Source organism: Kribbella sp. NPDC031520 (genome assembly GCF_055580825.1).
The window spans coordinates 36875-55625 of record NZ_JBVIKS010000007.1; the positions used below are offsets into that span (position 1 = coordinate 36875).

Genomic DNA, 18751 nt, shown 5'->3' on the forward strand with positions numbered 1-18751 from the left:
GACAACTCTTGACAAAGCCAACCTTTGTCACCTCGGCGCTCGGCCGCGGCCGGAAACCTGTTACGTCAGGCGCCGATCCGCGTTAATCGAATGACACCCAGCGTCGTGGCCCGGGAGCGGACGGTAATGACCGACAGTCATGGGAAGCACGCCAGATCGGACATCGAGGCCGAGCGCGTGCTCGCCCGGCTGGCCCTGAGATTCAGCGCGTTCACCGAGAAGTGGCTGCCGGACGCGTTCGGGTTCGTCCTGGTCGGTACGTTCGTGGTGCTGCTGTTCGGGCTGGTCACCGGTGAGCCGCTGCTGAAACGCCCCGACGACCCGGCGGCCACCACGGGATTCGGGCTGGTCGACGCCTGGGGTGTAGGGTTCTGGTCCCTGATCACGTTCACCCTGCAGATGGCGATGATCATCATCGGCGGGTACGCCGTCGCGACCAGCGGGCCGATCGCCCGGTTGATCACCCGCCTCGCGCGGATCCCGAAGAGCCCGCGGAGCGCCGTCGCCTTCGTGGCCGCGGTCGCGATGCTCACGTCGTACCTGAACTGGGCGTTCAGCCTGATCTTCGCGGCGATCCTCGCGCGTGAGGTGGCGCGCAACGTGCCGAAGGCGGACTACCGCGCACTGGGCGCGATGGCGTTCCTCGGCCTCGGAACCGTGTGGGCGCAGGGTTTGTCCGGATCGGCGGCGCTGCAGGTGGCCAGTACGAGCAGCAGCCCGCCACCGGTGCAGGACGCGATCAAGGCGGCCGGCCATGCCAGTGGCCTGATCGCGCTCAGCGACACGATCTTCACGTGGCAGGCGCTCGTCGCGACGTTGATCGTGTACGTCGTGGGCGTCGGGACGGCGTGGTTCATCGCGCCGGGCGAAGGCAGTGCGCGGACCGCGGGTGCCATCGGCATCGAACTCAAGCCGCTGATCGGGCGCGGATCGCCGTACAACGGTCAACGCCAGGAAGCGCGGAGACCTGGTGACTGGCTGGAGCATTCGCCGCTGTTCAGTCTGCTGATCGTGCTGCTCGGCGCGGTCTACCTGGTGCGCTACTTCAGCGGCAAGAGCTTCTTCAACGCGTTGGATCTCAACACGGTCAACCTCGTACTGTTCCTGCTCGCGCTGCTTCTGCACTGGCGGCCGTGGCGGATGGCGCGAGCAGTCCGGGACGGTGCACCGGCGGCGGCCGGCGTACTGCTGCAGTTTCCCTTGTACGGCGGGATCTTCGGGATGGTCGCCTACACCGGGATCTCCGCGCGCCTGGCCGGCTGGTTGGTGGGCGCGAGCAACCAGTTCCTGTTCCCGCCACTGATCGCTATCTACTCGTGCATCCTCGGGATCTTCGTACCGAGCGGCGGCAGCAAGTGGGTGATCGAGGCGCCGTACGTGCTGCAGGCCGCGAACACGCTGAACGTCGACGCGGGCTGGATGGTCGTCGTGTACGACCTCGGCGAGGCGAGCGCCAACCTGCTGCAGCCGTTCTGGATGCTGCCGACGCTCGCCATCCTCGGGCTGAAGGCGCGGGACATCATGGGCTACACGTTCACGATGTTCCTGGCCTGCTTCCCAGCCGCACTGATCGCCGTGACATTGCTCGCACCGCACGTCGCGAGGTAACCGCTTGCACACCCTGTCGGGACCGATCGTGAGCGCCAGGTCCGGGGTTGCTAGCATCCGATGCGGATTCGGGCCCGTTACCACACCCACCGTAGTCTGTGGGGCAATGACTTCCGCGAGATCGTCGAGGATTGCACTGTGAGTGAAGGTCGTAGAAAGGCTGTCCCGCCGCCCCGGCGCAAGAAACACTGGGCGCTCCGGGTTCTCGGCTGGCTCGCCGCACTCTTCTTCCTCGGCGTCATCGGCGCGGTCGCGGCCTTCTTCATCATGTACCAGACCACGAAGATCCCGGACCCGAACAAGGAGTTCGCCACCAACACCACCACGGTGACCTACGCCGACGGCACCCAGCCGCTCGGTTCCTTCTTCGAGCAGAACCGGCACTCGGTGCCGCTGGCCCAGATCCCGAAGCACGTGCAGGACTCGGTGATCGCGGCCGAGGACCGGACGTTCTGGACCAACCCCGGAATCTCGCCACAGGGCATGGTGCGGGCGGCGTACAACATCGCGCGTGGTCAGCAGTTGCAGGGTGGCTCGACGATCACCCAGCAGTACGTGAAGGTCATGTACCTGACGCAGGAGCGGACCGTCTCCCGGAAGCTCCAGGAACTGTTCATCGCGACCAAGCTCGGCCGGCAGCAGGACAAGAGCAAGACGCTCGAGGGCTATCTCAACACCATCTACTTCGGCAAGGGTGCCTACGGCATCTCGGCCGCCGGTCAGGCCTACTTCAGCCAGCCGGATCCGCGAAAGCTGAGCGTCCCGCAGACGGCGCTGCTGGCGACCGTGCTGAACAACCCGACGCTCTTCGACGTCGACGACACCGATCCGCGGACCAAGAAGCGGATCATCGACAGGTACCGCTACGTCCTGGACGGCATGCAGCAGATGGGCACGATCACCGCGGCCAAGGAGGCGCAGTACGCCGCCAAGCTGCCCGGGCTCAACCCGCCGAAGAAGACCAGCGGCCGCAACCAGGGCCCGAAGGGCTTCCTGCTCGACATGGCCCGCAAGGAGCTACTGCAACGGGGCTTCACCGAGGATCAGATCAGCGGCGGCGGTCTGAAGGTCACGACGACCTTCAGCTACGGCCAGCAGAAGAACATGATCGCCGCAGCGCAGAACGAGCTGCCGGACAAGCGTGACAACCTCCATGTCGGGATGGCGACGGTCCAGCCGGGGACCGGAAGGCTGCTCGCGATGTACGGCGGGCCGGACTTCCTCAAGAGTCAGCTGAACTGGGCGACGACGAAGGCCAGACCTGGTTCGGGCTTCAAGCCGTTCGCGCTGGCCGCGGCGCTGGAGAACGACAAGAGCCTCTACGACATCTTCCAAGGCGACAGCCCGATCAAGATCCAGGGCCAGAAGCTCGGCAACGAGTTCAACCGCGACTACGGCGACGTGACCCTGCTGAAGGCGACCGAGCAGTCGATCAACACGGCCTTCTACGATCTCATCGACAACCAGCTGGACAACGGGCCGGACAAGCTCGTGACTGCCGCGGAAGCGGCCGGCATCCCGAAGACGAAGTACCTCGAGGACGGGCGGCACAACCCGTCGACCGTGCTCGGCCCGGACCCTTACGCGTCGGCGGTCGACATGGCGGAGGCCTATGCGACGTTCGCCGCGGACGGTGTGTACGCACCGCTGCACGTCATCAGCGAGGTCAAGGGACCGGACGGCAAGGTGCTGTGGAGTGACAAGAGCCTCGACAAGGACAAGAAGCAGGCCTTCACCCAGGACGTCGCGCGGACGGTCAACTTCGCGTTGCAGGATGTCGTGACCGACGGAACCGGTACGGGCGCCAAGGACCTCGGGCGGCCGGTGGCCGGCAAGACCGGTACGGCGGGTGGTGTCGCGGTCGAGGACCGCGCCAAGGACAAGGCGTGTGGTGGCTGCATGCAGGGCTCCGCGACCCTGACCTCGTGGTGGACCGGCTACACCCCGCAACTCTCGACCGCGGTGGTGTACCGCGCCGGCAAGACCGGTGAGAGCAACCTCGACCCGTACTCGGACGACAAGGCGTTCTTCGGCGGCAACTGGCCGCTGAAGACGTGGCTCGCGTTCATGAAGCCGGCTCTCGACGGCGTCCCGGAAGCAGATTTCCCGGAGCCGAGCGGGGACCAGACCAAGGACACGACCACCCCGACGTACACACCGCCGCCCACGCCGACGGACACGCCGACCAGCACTCCGCCACCGAGTACGCCGCCTCCGAGCACGCCTCCGCCCAGTACTCCGCCGCCGAACACCCCGACCGGTAAGCCGACCAAGACCAAGCCGACACAGACGACGACCACGCCGGTAATCCCGACGCTGCCGACCGGTGGGCCGACGAAACCGACCAACACGCAAACACCCGGCTAGTTGTCCACGCGGTCGGTCGGTCCCGGGATGAGGGACGATAGGGACGTGACTCGGGCGGATTGTGGTGGGCGGCGTGTTTGAGCGCGCCGCCGACGCGCCCGAGCCCAAGCCCAAGCCTGAGCGGCGGGCTCGGCGGGCCCGGGTCGACAGGGTCTGGTGGCATCGGTGGATGCCGTCGGCCCAGGGGCGGGAGGTGCTCGGCTGGTGGTTGGTCACCCGGGCCGCGTTGTTCCTGCTGTCGATCTCGGCGCCGCTGCTGTTCAACCGGTTCAGCGACTACCCGAACGTCTGGAAGGCCTGGCTGCAGTGGGACGTCGCGCACCTGAACGCCGTCGCCCAGTACGGCTACAACCACGGCGAGCCGTCCGGTGCGCCGTTGGCCGCGTTCTTCCCGGGGTTCCCGTTGCTGGTGCGCCTCGTCAGCTACACGGGCATCGGGTACGTTGCCTCGGGCATCGTGGTGTCCGCGGTCGCCAGTGCGGTCGCGGGTGTGTACCTCGCGCGCCTGGCGCAGTACGAGTTCCCGGAGCTGAAGGACATCGGGCCGAACGCGGCCATGGTCTGGTACGGCGCTCCGGTCGGCGTCTTCCTCGCCGCCGGGTACACCGAGTCCCTGTTCTGCGCGTTCGCGTTCCCCGCCTGGCTGGCGGCGCGGCAGGGGCGCTGGGCGCGGGCGGCCGTGTTTGTGGCGCTGGCGTCGACCGTGCGCGTGTCCGGGCTGTTCTTGATCTTCGCGCTGCTCGTCGAGTTCCTGACGTCCAAGAAGCGCGACTGGCTGTCGCTGCCCTGGTTGGCGTTGCCCGTCGTACCGGTGCTGGGCTTCATGGCGTACCTGAAGCAGATCCACGGGTCGTGGTTCGCGTGGCACGAGGCACAGGAGAAGGGCTGGCCCCGCAAGTTCACCTGGCCATGGACTTCGCTGCAGCACACGCTGCACGCCGCGAACAAGGGCGGCTTCGCTGCGGACCGCACCGACTGGACGTGGATGTTCCGGGCGGAGCTGGTCGCGCTGTTCGTCTGCCTGCTGCTCCTGGTCTGGCTGCTCTGGAGACGGTCCTGGGGCGAGTCGGCGTGGGTCGCTGCCACTCTTGGTGCCTTCTGTACGTCGTACTGGGTCTTCTCGCTCACCCGGGCCACCCTGCTCCTGTGGCCGCTGTGGATCGGCCTAGCTGTCCTTACGAGGCGTAAACCATGGCTCGGCCGGCTCTACCTGGGCCTCGCCATACCGCTGGCTGCCGTCTGGGCGGCCGCCTTCTTCACTGGTCGCTGGTCCGGCTGAGTTCGTGGCACCCCCTGTCGTTGTCCGGCATGTGGACAGTTTTTCGATGAGGCAACCCTCGGACGGGTTCGAGCGTCGATAGGGGTGAAGGGGTGGCAGTCCGGGCGGGGACCGCCACCCCTCCTCGAGTTCCGGCGGAACCTCTCAGGGGCAGGCTCCGCCGGGTAATCCGGTACCGAGGGCGATGGCAGGCAGCCGTCGCCCTCGCGTCGTGATGCAACCTCCGGGCGGCCTCACCCCGTAGTTGCAGGGTGGAGATCACCGACGACGGGAGGGCCGGCCGTGAGCGACCGGGATGCGGAGTTCCTCGAGTACGTGACCGCGCACCGCGGCCGGGTGCTGCGGACCGCCCGGCTGCTGGCCTCGGGTGACGCGCACTGGGCCGAGGACCTGGTCCAGGTCGCACTGACCAAGCTCTACGTGCACTGGGCGAAAGTGCGCCGGGAGGACGGCCCCGCACGGTACGCCGACCGCATTCTGGTGAACAGCTTCCTCGACGAGCGCCGGCGGATGTGGCGTCGGCGAGAGTCGACCACCGAGGAGCTGCGCGACCCGGCGCCGCCGCCGAGTCAGGACCCGGCCGAGCGGCTGACCGTACTGGACGCGCTGGCGAAGCTCCCGCGCCGCCAGCACGCGGTCGTCGTACTGCGGTACTTCGGCGACCTCGACATCCACACCACCGCCGAGCTGATGGGCTGCTCGGAAGGGACCGTGAAATCCCAGACCTCCCGCGCCCTGGCGACGTTACGCGATCTCCTGCACGAGCCCCTCGAAACCCTGGAGAGCCTGCGATGACCGACCTGAAGAACCTCCTCGACGAGGCCGCGGGTCCCGAGCCCGGTGTCACCGACGCCGACCTGACCGCCGACCTGCTCCGCGGACAGCGGGCCCTGAAGCGCCGCCGGATCACCGGTGTCGCGGCCGGCGCGGTCGCCACCGCACTGGTCATCGGCGCCGGCTGGTCGGTGCTCCCGTCCGGTACGACGTCCGGCGCACCGGCGACGAACGTGACCACGAACCCCGGACCGACCTTCCGCGATCCCGACAAGCGCAAGCCGCCGGTCATCCCAGCAACTGCGGTCCCGTTGGTCACGAACCCGAAGGCGTTCCCCGGCGTGATCACCTGCGACCTGATCCCGAAGGGCTGGGCGGTCCGGGTCGCCTACGCGTCCCCGATCGCCCAGCAGCAGGATCTGTACGACCCGAACCTGGACGCGAAGAAGTTCCACGGCGCGACGTACACCGTGACCATCCGGCAGACCGAGCTGATCGACGAGGGCGAGGGCCCCACGGTCGACAAGTACTCGACTCCGTGGACGAAGCTGCCGAAGGTTCGTGCGGGCAAGTACCTGGCGGTGACGAGCGGCGTACCGGGCAGTCCGAACGGCCGGCAGGAGGTCTACATCAAGCCGGGCAGCAGCAACAAGATCGTTGGCGTCAGCAACCACGCCTACAACCTGGCCTGGGACATGAACACGCTGCTCAGGTTCGCCGGCTCCTGCCACTACAAGTAGCGGCAGGAGCCGGCCACGGCGATCAGCCCCAGTTGCGGTCGATCGGTTGTGAGGGGGTCGGGCTCGGCTTCGTCTCGGCGACGCGCTGGTCGCTCGGGTGCGCGCCGGCCTCGACGCCCTTCAGCGTGCCGAGCAGTTCGAGCTCGGACAGCGTGACGCCGTCAGTTGCCGGAGCGAACACCAGGCGGTACTGCGTGTACGCCTTGGGCGACGCCACGCTGAAGGACCTCGTGTACGACGCCCACGCCCAGGACTCACCGGTACGACGATCCACGGTCGTCCACGTCGTACCGTCGTTCGAACCCTCCAACGTCCACGCGGACGGCGCCGTACCGGTGGCACCACTCGTCAGCGTGTACATGCCGACCGGACGGCCCTGCGGCAGCGCGACCGTGACGGTCGGCTGTGCGCCGGTCAGCGTGACCTGTGTCTTCGCGTCGTTGTCGATCAGCGACGACACGTCCGTACCACCGGCACCGATCACCGCACCGGTGTCGGAGGTGGAGTCCCGCCACGTCATCGGGTCCTCGCCGGGCTTGGTGATCGACGGCGGGGCGTCGTTGCGGCCGGTGCCCCACGTCGTCGGCCGGTCGGTCATCTCGAACTCGATCTTGCCGCCTCCCGCGATCAGGTCGTGCGGCAACGACGTCGACGTCCACGGCTTCCCGTTGACGCGAACGCTCTTCACATAGATGTTGCTGGAGCTGTTGCCTGGTGCACTGACCACGAGCTTCTTGCCGCCCGCAAGCTTGATCGTCGCCTTGGTGAACAGCGGCGAGCCGATCGCGTACGACGGCGAACCGACCTGCAGCGGGTAGAAGCCCAGCGAGCTGAAGATGTACCACGACGACATCTCGCCGTTGTCCTCGTCACCTGGGTACCCCTGCCCGATCTCCGAGCCGGTGTACAACCGGGACAACACCTCGCGCACCTTCTCCTGCGTCTTCCACGGCTGCCCCGCCACGTCGTACATGTAGGTGATGTGGTGCGACGGCTGGTTGCTGTGCCCGTACTGGCCCATCCGGACGTCACGCGCCTCGAGCATCTCGTGGATCGTGCCGCCGTACCCACCGGTGTGCAAGGCGTCCTCGGGGATGCTGAAGAACTCGTCGAGCTTCTTCGCCAGGCCCTCGCGACCGCCGTAGATCGCGGACAGGCCGGCCCCGTCCTGCGGCGCCGAGAACGCCATGTTCCACGCGTTCGTCTCGGTGTAGTCGTGGCCCCAGTCCTGCGGGTCGAACGTACTGGTCGAGTTGCCCCAGACGCCGTTCGGGTCCTTGCCCTGGAAGAAGCCGACCGCCGGGTCGAACAGCGTCACGTAGTTACGGGCCCGGTTCAGGAAGTACTTGTAGTTGTCGAGGTACTCCTGCTTGCGCGGGTCGTTCTTCTTCGCGGTGTCGTACAGCTTCTTCGACATGTTCGCGATGCCGAAGTCGTTGATGTAGCCGTCCATCGACCAGCTGAAGCCTTCACCGGTGGTGTTGGCCGTGTAGCCGTTGAACGTGGACAGGTCCATTCCCTTGCGGCCGACGTTCTGCGACGGTGGTACGACGGACGCGTTCTTCACCGCGGCGTCGTACATCGCCTGGACGTCGATGCCCTTGATGCCCTTCAGGTACGCGTCCGCGAAGGCGACGTCGGACGAGGTACCGACCATCAGGTTCGCGTAGCCGGGGGAGGACCAGCGGGAGATCCAGCCGCCGTCCTTGTACTGCTGGACGAAACCGTTCACCAGCGCGGCCGCGTCGTCCTGCGCGAACAGCGAGTACGCCGGCCACACCGTGCGGTAGGTGTCCCAGAAGCCGTTGTTCACGTACGTCTGGCCGGCCACGATCTTGGAACCGGTCGTGGTCGGGGTGTCCGTACCCACCTTCGGTGAGGTCGGCGACGCGTACTCGATCACCGGCTTCGCGGCGGTACCGGTGTTCTCGGAGCCGTTGTTCGGGTAGAGGAACATTCGGTAGAGATTCGAGTACAGGGTGGTCAGCTGGTCGGCCGTGGCGCCCTCGACCTCGATCGTGCTCAGCTTCTTGTCCCACAAGGCCTGCGCGTCGTCCTTGACCTTGCTGAACTTCGACCCCTCCGGCAACTCTTGGTCGAGGTTCTTCTTAGCCTGTGCGGTGCCGATCAGCGAGGTGGCGATCCGCAGCTGCACCTGAGTGGTCTTCGCGTCGAATCTGAAGTACCCGCCGACGTCGGCACCGCCACCGTCGGACAGCTTGCCCGAGGCAACGACCTTCTGGTCCACGATGCCGTACACGAAGAGCCGGCCGGCGCCGGTGGACAACCCGCTCTTGATGTCGGAGTACCCCGTGACCACCCCGGTCGCCGGGTCGAGGGTCAGGCCGCCGCTGTTGTTGACGTTGTCGAAGACCAGCGACGCCTTGCCGGCCGGGAAGCTGAAGCGCAGCATCGCGGCGTGGTCGGTCGGCGCGATCTCGGCCGCGTTGCCGTTGTCGAACGTGACGCCGTAGTAGTACGGACGGGCGATCTCGTTGTCGTGACTGAACGACCAGGCGCGCGCCTTGCGATCCGCGGTCGGTGTGTCCGCAGTGGAGGGCATCACTTGGAACGTTTGCCGGTCGCCCATCCACGGGCTCGGCTCGTGACTGATCGACAGCGCCTGCAGGGTCGGCCGGTTGGCCTCGTTGTTGCCCTTGGCATAGTCGTACAGCCAAGACGTGGAGCCGGCGTTCGTCACCGGCGTCCAGAAGTTGAAGCCGTGCGGTACGGCGGTCGCCGGGAAGTTGTTGCCCCGTGAGAAGCCGCCGGTGGCGTTCGTACCGCGGGTCGTCAGCGCCAGGTCCGACGGGTGCTTGGCCGCGGTCTTCTGGGCCGCACGATCCGGGTTGATGGCCGCGGCGATCCGGATGTCGTCGAGCCAGCCGCGGAAGTCGGCCGGTCCGGACGGCTTGTCGTAGCCGACCAGGATCCGCTTGATCGTCTTGCCCGCGGCAACCTTCCCCAGGTCGGCCTCGACGTTGTTCCACTGGTTCGTGTACAGCGCCTTCGAGTCGCCCTGACCGCGCGGGCTCAGCTCGAACCCGTGGTGGTCCTTCGCCTTCAGGTCGCTCAGGTACGTCCCGTCGTCGAACGCCAGGTCGACGGCGGCGTACGTACTCGGATAGCTGAGGTCGCCCTCGACGTGCTCGGGGAAGATCTTGTACGACAGCCGGGTGTCCTTGCCGACCTCGAGGTCGACGTCGGAGATCTTGTTCCACGTGTAGCCGCGGCCCGTCGCGTCCTGGTGACCGGCGTACCGGAACGACTTGACGCCGGTGAAGCCGACCCGGGCGCGGGCGTTGTACGCGCTGGTCGGACCGGAGTCGAGCCGCGACTCGGCGACCGGGCCGGGCGGCGGCAGCGGGTCGCCGTTGGAGAGGTACCAGTCGGCGAGCTGGACGATGTTCTCGCCGTGGTTCAGCGTGATGTCGAGCTTGAAATACGTGTACGCCGTGTCGTTGGCGAAGCTGTACTCCTTGGTCTGGAAGCGGTTCTCGAAGCTCTGGCCGGTCTGGGTGTCCAGCGTGGTCCAGGTGGTCCCGTCATTCGAACCGGAGACGGTCCAGTTCTGCGGGTCGCGGCCGTCGGCGTCGTTCGCCGAGGTCAGCGCGTACTTCTTGATCACCACCGGGGCCGAGGTCTGGTAGACCAGCCAGCCGGTCGGCTCGAACACCAGCCACTTGGTGAACTTGTCACCGTCGGCGGCGTTGGTGGCGATCTCGCCGCCGCCGGTGTTCTCGCCGTTCGCGGTCACCTTGGTGACCTTGTCCATCTGGCTGCCGCCGATCCCGGTCGGCGTCGGTCCACGGACACCCTCGGTGCGCGGCTTCCCGTCCGGGCCGGTCTCGACGGTGTCGGTGTAGCCGGGTTGCGGCTGCCCCGGCTCGAACGAGGTGAAGTACGACGAACCGCTGACCACCGGCTGCTCCGAAGCAGCAGGTGACGCGGCATGCGCTGGCGTCATGGCAGCAGACATTGTCACAACCAACGTGAGAGACGTGACGAGCCCCAGTGGGCGGCGGAGATCCATCTACGCTCCTTGCACGGCCGGACCGACGCGACCCCCGTCCGCCGGTGTGGGTGCGCGACCCCGATGACAAGGTTGTCAGCCCGCGCCCGGGGGTGATCCTGCCCAGCTTCGTAACCCCCCGTCAATAGTTCGTAGCGCACTGTCGACCCATGATGGTGGACCGACACCCCGGCGGTAGGTTGAAGCCATGGACGATCGTGTGTTGGTCACCGGGGCCTCTGGGTTTATCGGGCGGGCCGTGGTGGCTGCTCTACGCCAGCGTGGCGTGCCGGTTACTGCGGTGGATCGGGAGCCGGCGGACTCGTCGTGGGATGACGGGGTGCACGTGGTGACGGGAGATCTTGCGGAGCAGGAGACCTGTGTGGCGGCGTTCGAGACGCGGCCGACTGCGGTGGTGCATCTGGCGGCGTTGACCTCGGTACTGCGGTCGGTGGACGCGCCGATGCAGACGTTCGCGCAGAACGTGACGATCACGCAGGTTCTGCTGGAGTTGTCACGGGGTAGTGGCGTGGATCGGTTCGTGCTCGCCTCTACGAACGCGGTCGTCGGCAATGTCGGTACGTCGACCATCAACGCGAACCTTCCGCTGCGGCCGTTGACGCCGTACGGGGCGACCAAGGCGGCGTGCGAGATGTTGCTCTCGGCGTACTCGGGGAGCTACGGGATGGCGACTGCCGCCCTGCGGTTCACGAACGTGTACGGACCGGGCATGTCGCACAAGGACAGCTTCGTGCCGCGGATGATGCGGGCCGCGCTGAGTGGGACCGGGGTGCGGGTGTACGGCGACGGCAAGCAGCGGCGCGATCTCGTGTACATCGACGACGTGGTGAGCGGTGTGCTGCTGGCGCTCGACAGCAAGTACGACGGGCGCGCGATCATTGGGTCCGGCCGCTCGGTGTCTGTGCTGGAGATGATCGAGACGGTGCGGACGGTGACCGGATGCCCGGTGCCGGCCGAGCACATCGAGGCGCCTGCTGGTGAGATGCCGGCCGTGGTCGTGGACATCACCAACGATCTCGGTTACCAGCCAACTGTTTCCTTGGAAGAGGGTCTGGGCCGGACGTGGCAGTACTTCCGAACGCAGTGAGGAAGCAACAGCTGCTGAAAGCAGCAGTAAGGAAGCACTGGCTGCTCTTCGTCTTCCTCACACTCGGCTTGGTACTACGGGTGCTTGCGACCGTCGCCTACACGCCGGCGATCGTCTACACGGACTCCGTGCAGTACCTGACGAACATGGACAAGCTGAGCCCCGACCAGCTCAACCCGATCGGCTACGACTTCGTACTCGGTCCACTGGTCTGGCTGGGCGGCCTCAAACTCGTCGTCATCGTCCAGCACCTGGTAGGCCTCGGCCTCGGTGTCGCGATCTACGCACTCGCCCGCAAGCTGACCGTCTACCGCTGGTTGTCCGCGGTGGCCGCCGCGCCGATCCTGCTCGACGCGTACCAGGTGCAGATCGAGCAGAACATCATGGCCGAGACCACGTTCGACGTGATCCTGGTCGCGATCCTCTGGCTCCTGTTGGCAAAGGGCGTACCAGGCTGGCGCCGGGCGGCGATCGTCGGCGTACTGATCGGCGCCGCCTTCGCCGTCCGCGCGATCGGCATGGTGCTTCTGATCGCCGTCGTGCTCTACCTGATCGTCGTCGGCAACGCCTGGCGTAAACGCCGCACAGACGTGGTACGCCGTACCGCTGCCGCCATCGCCGGATTCGCGATCGTGTTCGCGGCGTACGGCGGGTACTACCGGATCGACACCGGCCGCTGGGGCTTCACCGGCGCCGAGAACCAGGTCCTGTACGGACGGACCGCCACGGTCGCGAACTGCGACAAGCTCCCGCTCGACGAGGGCACGCGCCTGTTCTGCCCGAAGGAACCGCTGGGGCAGCGCCTAGGCGTGGACAAGTACGCCCACAACCACTACGGCGACCCGAACTGGCCGGGCCCGTTGCCGCCCGGTACGACGAAACGCCAGCTGGCGACGGAGTTCGCGCATCTCGTCATCACGCACCAGCCGCTGGACGTGACCTGGGCCGCGCTGAAGGACTTCGCGAAAGGCTTCGCGCCGACCAGGACCAGCTCGCCCAACGACGTACCACTGGACCGCTGGCAGTTCCAGTTGGTCTACCCGAACCTCAAGGACCCCAACACGGCCAAGGCCGCAGTGAAATGGGGAGGGGCCGAGCCGCACGTCTCCCACGTACCTGCGGTCATCCTTCGCGCCTACCAGCTGCACGGCGGCTACACGTCCGGCACCCTCCTCGGGCTGTGCCTGTTGATCGCTCTCGCTGCTGTAGCCGGGCTAGGACGCGCCAAGACCTCAGGACTCCGCTCGGCCGCGCTACTGCCTGCAGCAGCCGGGGTGATCCTTCTACTCGGTTCAGCCGCGTTCGAGTTCTCCTGGCGCTACCAACTGCCGGGGCTGATCTTCTTCCCGCTGGCCGGTGTCATAGGCCTGCGGGCGATCCTCGGCAAGGACCAGGCACGACCGGCGATGGCCGACTATCCGGACGCCGTGGATACCGCAGCAGCAAAGAACATGCGCCAAGAGAGCTTCGCACCGATCGTCGTCGTCATCGCGGCGTACAACGAGGCTGCCGGCATCGGGCCGGTTCTCAAGAACATGCCCAAGACGTGCGCCGGCATGCCTGTCGACGTCCTGGTCGTGGCCGACGGCGCCACCGACGACACCGCGGAGATCGCCCGTACGAACGGAGCGCACGTCTGCGTTGCCCCGAGCAATCGCGGTCAGGGCGCCGCGCTCCGCCTCGGGTACCACCTGGCCGCCGCAGGCGGAGCGCAGTACGTCGTGACCACCGACGCCGACGGGCAGTACGACAACGACGAGCTCGAGGTACTGCTCGAGCCGATCCTGCTCGATCGGGCCGACTTCGTCACCGGGTCCCGCCGCCTCGGAGCGGAGGACGCGGACAGCCGGCTGCGCTGGGTCGGCGTCCGGGTGTTCGCCGTACTCGCGTCGATCCTGACCCGGAAGAAGCTCACCGACACGTCGTTCGGGTTCCGCGCGATGCGGGCGGACCTGGTCACGGCGGTGACGCTGCGCGAGCCGCAGTACCAGTCGTCGGAGCTGTTGCTCGGTGCGCTCGCGCTCGGCGCGCGGGTGGTCGAGCTGCCGATGACGATGCGCCGTCGCGGCGACGGGAGCAGCAAGAAGGGCCCGGGGATCGTGTACGGCGCGAACTACGGGCGGGTGATGACGACTACGTGGCTACGGGAGTACGTGCTTCGGCCGCGTCGACACCGTCGGGGACAGGCTTGGCGAACACCAGCCGATCGAACAGCACGAACTTCGCGATGAACAGCACCGCGTAGGTACCGAGGTACGAACCGGTCACCAGGAGTGTCTTCCACGCGTGGGACTCGATCGGCTGCACCAGGTGATCGGTCAGCGAGGTGACGAGCGCGGCGGTGACCGCGGAACCGACCACGATGATTGTGTACGGCAACTTCTGGCCGCTGCGGCCCCAGGTGTAGCGCCGGTTCAGCGTGTAGTTCGGGATCGCGCCGGCCAGCCAGGCGACCAGGGTCGCGACCAGCGCCGGCGTACCGAACCAGTAACACAGGGCGAACGCCACCTGGCTGACCACGGTGGCGACCACGGAGGATGCCGAGTACCTCGCCCACAGCAACAATCGGCCGGAACGAGGTCTGAGCTTGGTGAGGGCGCGCATCGGGGCCTATTCTGCACCTCCGCACCAGTGCGCGGCAGGCGGCAGGAAATTTTCAGCCTATTGCCAGCGAACATGTCTGGCAGATCACGTTACTGGAGCGGGTACTCGGGATATGAAGGACCCTGACGACGTTTCCCGACCGGAAGGCGGCCGAGCCGTGCGCGTACTCGTCCTGGGCGGTGACGGCTACCTGGGGTGGCCGACTGCTCTGCACCTCTCCGATCGCGGCCATGACACGGCCGTGCTCGACAACATGGCCCGGCGTGGTTACGACCGCGAGCTGGGTGTCCAGAGTCTGGTCCCGATCGAGGATCTCGAGTCCCGGGTGCAGGCCTGGAAGGAGGTCTCCGGCAAGACCGTTCCGGCGTACGTCGGTGACCTGCTCGACGCCGATTTCGTGTACCGGGTGCTGCAGGAGTTCGCACCGGACGCGATCGTGCACTTCGCCGAGCAGCGCGCCGCGCCGTACTCGATGATCGACCGCGAACACGCTGTGTACACGCAGCACAACAACGTGGTCGGCACGCTGAACCTGATGTACGCGATCGCCGAGACCAACCCGGACATCCATCTGGTCAAGCTCGGCACGATGGGTGAGTACGGGACGCCGAACATCGACATCGAGGAAGGCTGGCTGGAGGTCGAGCACAACGGCCGCAAGGACCGGATGCTCTACCCGAAGAAGCCGGGCTCGTTCTACCACCTCAGCAAGGTGCACGACTCGCACAACCTCGAGTTCGGCTGCCGGATCTGGGGCATGCGGGTCACCGATCTCAACCAGGGTGTCGTCTACGGCCAGCAGACCGACCAGACCGTGCAGGACGCGCGGCTGGCGACGCGGTTCGACTACGACGCCGTGTTCGGCACCGTGCTCAACCGGTTCTGCATCCAGGCCGTCCTCGGCGAGCCGCTCACGGTGTACGGCGCCGGCGGTCAGACGCGCGGCTTCCTGGACATCCGGGACACCGTCGAGTGCATCCGGCTCGCGGTGGAGAACCCGGCGGACGCCGGCGAGTTCCGGGTCTTCAACCAGATGACCGAGAGCTACTCGGTGGCGCAGCTCGCCGAGCTGGTCGCGGAGTGCTTCCCGGGCCCGGTCCAGGTCGAGCACCTGGAGAACCCGCGCGTCGAGCAGGCGGAGCACTACTACAACGTGAAGCACACGGGCCTCGTCGGCCTCGGCCTCCAGCCGCACTTGCTGTCGGAGACCCTGATCGAGTCGATGTTCGACATCGTGTCCGCGAACAAGGACCGCGTCGACCCGGCCGCCCTGCTTCCGACGGTCCGCTGGAAGGGCCACCTCAAGCAGTAGGTCTCGGTCGGAGCCCACCCGTCAGCGGTGGGCTCCGACGAGCAACGTCGGTACGACGGCCAGGAACCGATCGCGCCGTCCCCGGCGGGCCTGCTCCGCGAGCCAGCTGTCCGCGTCCTCCTGCGTGATCAGCGCCTTCTCGACCGCCGCGCGTGCGGCAGCCTTCAGCTGCGGCGCCAGCTGCGCGTGCTCGGTGACGACCTCGGTGTGTACGGCGACCTCGACGTACTGGAAGCCGGCGTCGAGGAGCACGTCGCGCAGGGTCCGGGTTGCGCGCGGCGATACCGTCCGCGACTCCAGTCCGAGGCAGATCACATCGGTCAGGTCCTGGTCGGAGCTGTCGATCAGCAGGAATCCGTAGTCCTGCCCGCCGACCACGATCCGCCCGCCGGGCCGCAGTACCCGACGGGCTTCGCCGATCGTCGGGACCGGATCCTCGAGCAAGTGGAACAGCCGCAGAGCGCGGTACCCGTCCATCGACCCGGCCTCGAGCGGCAGGTCGTCGGAATGTGCCACGTGAAACATCGCCCCGGGCGTGCGCTCCCGGGCCGCCGCGACCGCATCCGGATCGGCGTCGATCCCCGTCATCTTCAGGCCCTTACGCGCGAGCTCAGCCACCGCGTGACCCGCACCGCAGCCGACGTCGACGCAGGTCGCGCCGCGTTTCAGCCCCAGCATCCGGTACGACGCCGCCCGCACCTCAGCCGCACCGGACCGCTCTTCGATCCGCTCCAGAAAGCTCATGAGTCCACGCTGCAACTTCACGTGGACCTTAAGTCAATCCATCGACACCTTGTCGAACGTGGTGGTCGTGTAGCGGACGTCGAGGTCGACCTCGTCGCCGACCGCCGGCGGGGCCACCGCGGACGGCAGGAACAGCATGCTGGCCTGCATGTGCGGTGGCTCCGCGAACCAGCGCTGCTTGCCCTCGATGCTGAACGGCGACAACGCCAGGCCGGCCGCGTCCAGGCTGCCCTTGGCCATCGCGATCGCCCGCTGCCGGACGGTCGCCGCGCCGGTGGGGGCCTCCAGCCCGACGCCGTGCGCCGTACCACCGGAGACGATGATGATGTGCCCGTCGCCGCTCACCCGGCGCTGGCGGTACCCGACGCGCTCACCGCGCCGTACCGAATGCACGTCGAGGACGGTCGCCTTCACCGAGAGCGCGCCGCGGTCGCCGAGCCAGAGGCCGGTACCCATCCGGAGTTTCACGTCGTCGCCGATGTCGGCCAGCTTCTGCGCCGGTACGTGCGACACCCACAACGTCTTCTTCCGTACGTCGAGGGCCGCCTTGGCCAGCTGCTGCGCCTCGCGGAGGTTGGCCGACGTACCGCCCGCGCCCATCGGGAAGTGCAGCGACCAGCCCTCGAAGCGGATCCGGTCGAGCGCGTTCAGCAGCATCGTGTGCCGCAGTTCGCGGGCGCCGATACCGTGCCGGCGCATCGAGGTCATCACCTCGATCAGCACCCGGCTGCCGGCCGGGATCGAGACCAGGTCGGCCAGCCGGCTGACCGTGTGGATCACGTTCTGGCTCTTCGGCATCTCCAGGAACGGCCGCCACGGCGACAGCACCACGACGTCCTCGCGCGGCTCCGCGGGGACCTCGAAGTACGTGCCGACCGCGATCGTCCGGGCGCCGAGCGCGCGGGACTCCGCGAACAACCGGTGGTTGCCGAACCCGTACCCGTTGCCCTTGGCAACCGGAACGATGTCGGGGCTCCAGGTGGAACGCAGGTGATCACGCCATCGATCGGAATCGACGTGCAGGACTAGGGGCATGGTGTCAACGCCGTCTCATGTAGAGGTCGAATGCGGTGTAGAGCGCCTTGTTCAACGGCAGATCCCACTCACCGACGTACTCGACGGCCTCGCCGCCGGTACCGGTCTTGAACTGGATCAACCCGACGTGCGGGTCGTTCGGGTCCAAGGTGTCGGTGATGCCCCGTAGGTCGTACACGGACGCGCCCGCCGCGAGTGCGTCCGTCATCATGCGCCACTGGATCGCGTTCGATCCGCGCACGTCCCGCTTGGCGGTCGAGCTGGCACCGTAGGAGTACCAGGAGTGACCGCCGACCCGGACCCAGATCGTCGACGCGACCAGGTCGCCCTCGTGGTGGGCGTTGTAGATCCGGAAGTCACAGCAATCGGCCGGCTGGTTCGCCATCGCGGCGTACATCTTCTCGAAGTACGGCAGCGGTCGCGGCGTGAAGTGGTCGCGCTCGGCGGTCTCGACATACAGCCCGTGGAATGCCTTGATGTCCTCGGGCCCGCCCTGCGTCACCTCGACGCCGGCCTTCGCGGCCTTCTTGATGTTCCGCCGCCAGAGCTGGTTCATGCCCTTCAGCAGGTCGTCCTCGGTACGGCCGGCCAGCGGCACCTGGAAGACGTACTGCGGCTGACCGGCCGCGAAACCCTCCGCGATCCGCGGCGGCTTCCAGCCGAGCTTGCGGAGCTGGTCGGCGACGGTCGCGCCGGACGGCTCGATCACGTCCGGGCGGACGTCGCCGAGCCGCGGTTGCTGCCCGCCGGCGATCGCGTCCTTGATCGTCTGCGCGCCCCACCGCCGGGTCGCCACCGGCGGACCCATCCGGATCCCGAACGCGCCGCGCTCGGCCAGGTGCCCGGCCAGCGGACGCAGGTAGCTGCCGAGGTCGATCGCGTCCCAGTTGATCACCGGGCCTTCCGGCAGGTACGCGAGGTAGCGCTTCACCTTCGGCATCTGCCGGTAGAGCACCAGACCGACGCCGACCAGCTCGCCGGGCGTGCCCGGTTCGTACCAGCCGAGTGACTCCGCTTTCCACTCGCTCTTCACCGCGGCCCAGCCGGGGGTCTGCAGGAAGCTCGCCGCCGGCTGCGCCGCAATGTACGCGGCGTGCTCGTCGGTGGTGATGGTCCGGATGCTCAAGTCACTCACGGTGGGTCAGGCTACCGGCCCGGCCGCGGGAAC

The 18751-nt window shown here is 67.4% G+C and carries 13 protein-coding genes; 8 read left to right on the forward strand and 5 right to left on the reverse strand.

Annotated features, from left to right (window positions below; all coding sequences use genetic code 11):
* Window positions 1-126 precede the first annotated feature (126 nt).
* The 5 genes from ACZ5BU_RS32660 to ACZ5BU_RS32680 all read left to right on the forward strand — a co-directional run bounded on the left by ACZ5BU_RS32660 (window position 127) and on the right by ACZ5BU_RS32680 (window position 6768).
* Window positions 127-1608, forward strand: a complete 1482-nt coding sequence (locus ACZ5BU_RS32660) for a short-chain fatty acid transporter (RefSeq protein ID WP_465704307.1) — start codon at window positions 127-129, stop codon at window positions 1606-1608.
* Window positions 1609-1746: 138 nt separating this feature from the next.
* Entirely contained in the window at window positions 1747-3975 is a 2229-nt protein-coding gene (locus ACZ5BU_RS32665; RefSeq protein WP_465704308.1) for a transglycosylase domain-containing protein, read from the forward strand.
* A 73-nt stretch (window positions 3976-4048) separates the two neighbouring features.
* Complete coding sequence (locus ACZ5BU_RS32670; protein WP_465704309.1) at window positions 4049-5254, forward strand: mannosyltransferase family protein; 1206 nt, start codon at window positions 4049-4051, stop codon at window positions 5252-5254.
* Window positions 5255-5536: 282 nt separating this feature from the next.
* On the forward strand, window positions 5537-6049 hold the full coding sequence (locus ACZ5BU_RS32675; protein ID WP_465704310.1) for a SigE family RNA polymerase sigma factor: 513 nt from the start codon (window positions 5537-5539) through the stop codon (window positions 6047-6049).
* Window positions 6046-6768, forward strand: a complete 723-nt coding sequence (locus tag ACZ5BU_RS32680) for a hypothetical protein (RefSeq protein WP_465704311.1) — start codon at window positions 6046-6048, stop codon at window positions 6766-6768. The genes ACZ5BU_RS32675 and ACZ5BU_RS32680 overlap by 4 nt, the downstream gene beginning before the upstream one ends.
* A gap of 22 nt (window positions 6769-6790) precedes the next feature.
* Here ACZ5BU_RS32680 and ACZ5BU_RS32685 read toward each other — a convergent pair whose 3' ends face one another.
* Window positions 6791-10735 carry a GH92 family glycosyl hydrolase gene (locus tag ACZ5BU_RS32685; RefSeq protein ID WP_465704312.1) on the reverse strand — a complete coding sequence of 1315 codons (3945 nt, stop codon included), beginning with the start codon at window positions 10733-10735 and terminating at the stop codon, window positions 6791-6793.
* Window positions 10736-10988: 253 nt separating this feature from the next.
* On the opposite strand from ACZ5BU_RS32685, the gene ACZ5BU_RS32690 reads away from it, so the two are divergent.
* Window positions 10989-11888: an NAD-dependent epimerase/dehydratase family protein gene (locus ACZ5BU_RS32690; RefSeq protein ID WP_465704313.1), complete on the forward strand. Its 900-nt coding sequence runs from the start codon at window positions 10989-10991 to the stop codon at window positions 11886-11888.
* Window positions 11885-14119, forward strand: a complete 2235-nt coding sequence (locus ACZ5BU_RS32695; protein WP_465704314.1) for a glycosyltransferase — start codon at window positions 11885-11887, stop codon at window positions 14117-14119. The genes ACZ5BU_RS32690 and ACZ5BU_RS32695 overlap by 4 nt, the downstream gene beginning before the upstream one ends.
* On the opposite strand, the gene ACZ5BU_RS32700 is transcribed toward ACZ5BU_RS32695, so the two are convergent.
* Window positions 14022-14492 carry a GtrA family protein gene (locus tag ACZ5BU_RS32700; protein WP_465704315.1) on the reverse strand — a complete coding sequence of 157 codons (471 nt, stop codon included), beginning with the start codon at window positions 14490-14492 and terminating at the stop codon, window positions 14022-14024. The genes ACZ5BU_RS32695 and ACZ5BU_RS32700 overlap by 98 nt on opposite strands.
* A 157-nt stretch (window positions 14493-14649) precedes the next feature.
* Here ACZ5BU_RS32700 and ACZ5BU_RS32705 point away from each other — a divergent pair, with 157 nt between their 5' ends.
* Window positions 14650-15804 (forward strand): NAD-dependent epimerase/dehydratase family protein, encoded by a 1155-nt coding sequence (locus ACZ5BU_RS32705; protein WP_465704316.1) that lies wholly within the window; start codon window positions 14650-14652, stop codon window positions 15802-15804.
* 21 nt (window positions 15805-15825) lie between these two features.
* On the opposite strand, the gene ACZ5BU_RS32710 is transcribed toward ACZ5BU_RS32705, so the two are convergent.
* The 3 genes from ACZ5BU_RS32710 to ACZ5BU_RS32720 are packed head-to-tail and all read right to left on the reverse strand — an operon-like array spanning window position 15826 to window position 18718.
* Window positions 15826-16548 carry a methyltransferase domain-containing protein gene (locus ACZ5BU_RS32710; protein WP_465704317.1) on the reverse strand — a complete coding sequence of 241 codons (723 nt, stop codon included), beginning with the start codon at window positions 16546-16548 and terminating at the stop codon, window positions 15826-15828.
* Window positions 16549-16581: 33 nt separating this feature from the next.
* Complete coding sequence (locus tag ACZ5BU_RS32715; protein WP_465704318.1) at window positions 16582-17583, reverse strand: alanine racemase; 1002 nt, start codon at window positions 17581-17583, stop codon at window positions 16582-16584.
* 4 nt (window positions 17584-17587) lie between these two features.
* On the reverse strand, window positions 17588-18718 hold the full coding sequence (locus ACZ5BU_RS32720) for a lipid II:glycine glycyltransferase FemX (RefSeq protein WP_465704319.1): 1131 nt from the start codon (window positions 18716-18718) through the stop codon (window positions 17588-17590).
* Window positions 18719-18751 lie beyond the last annotated feature (33 nt).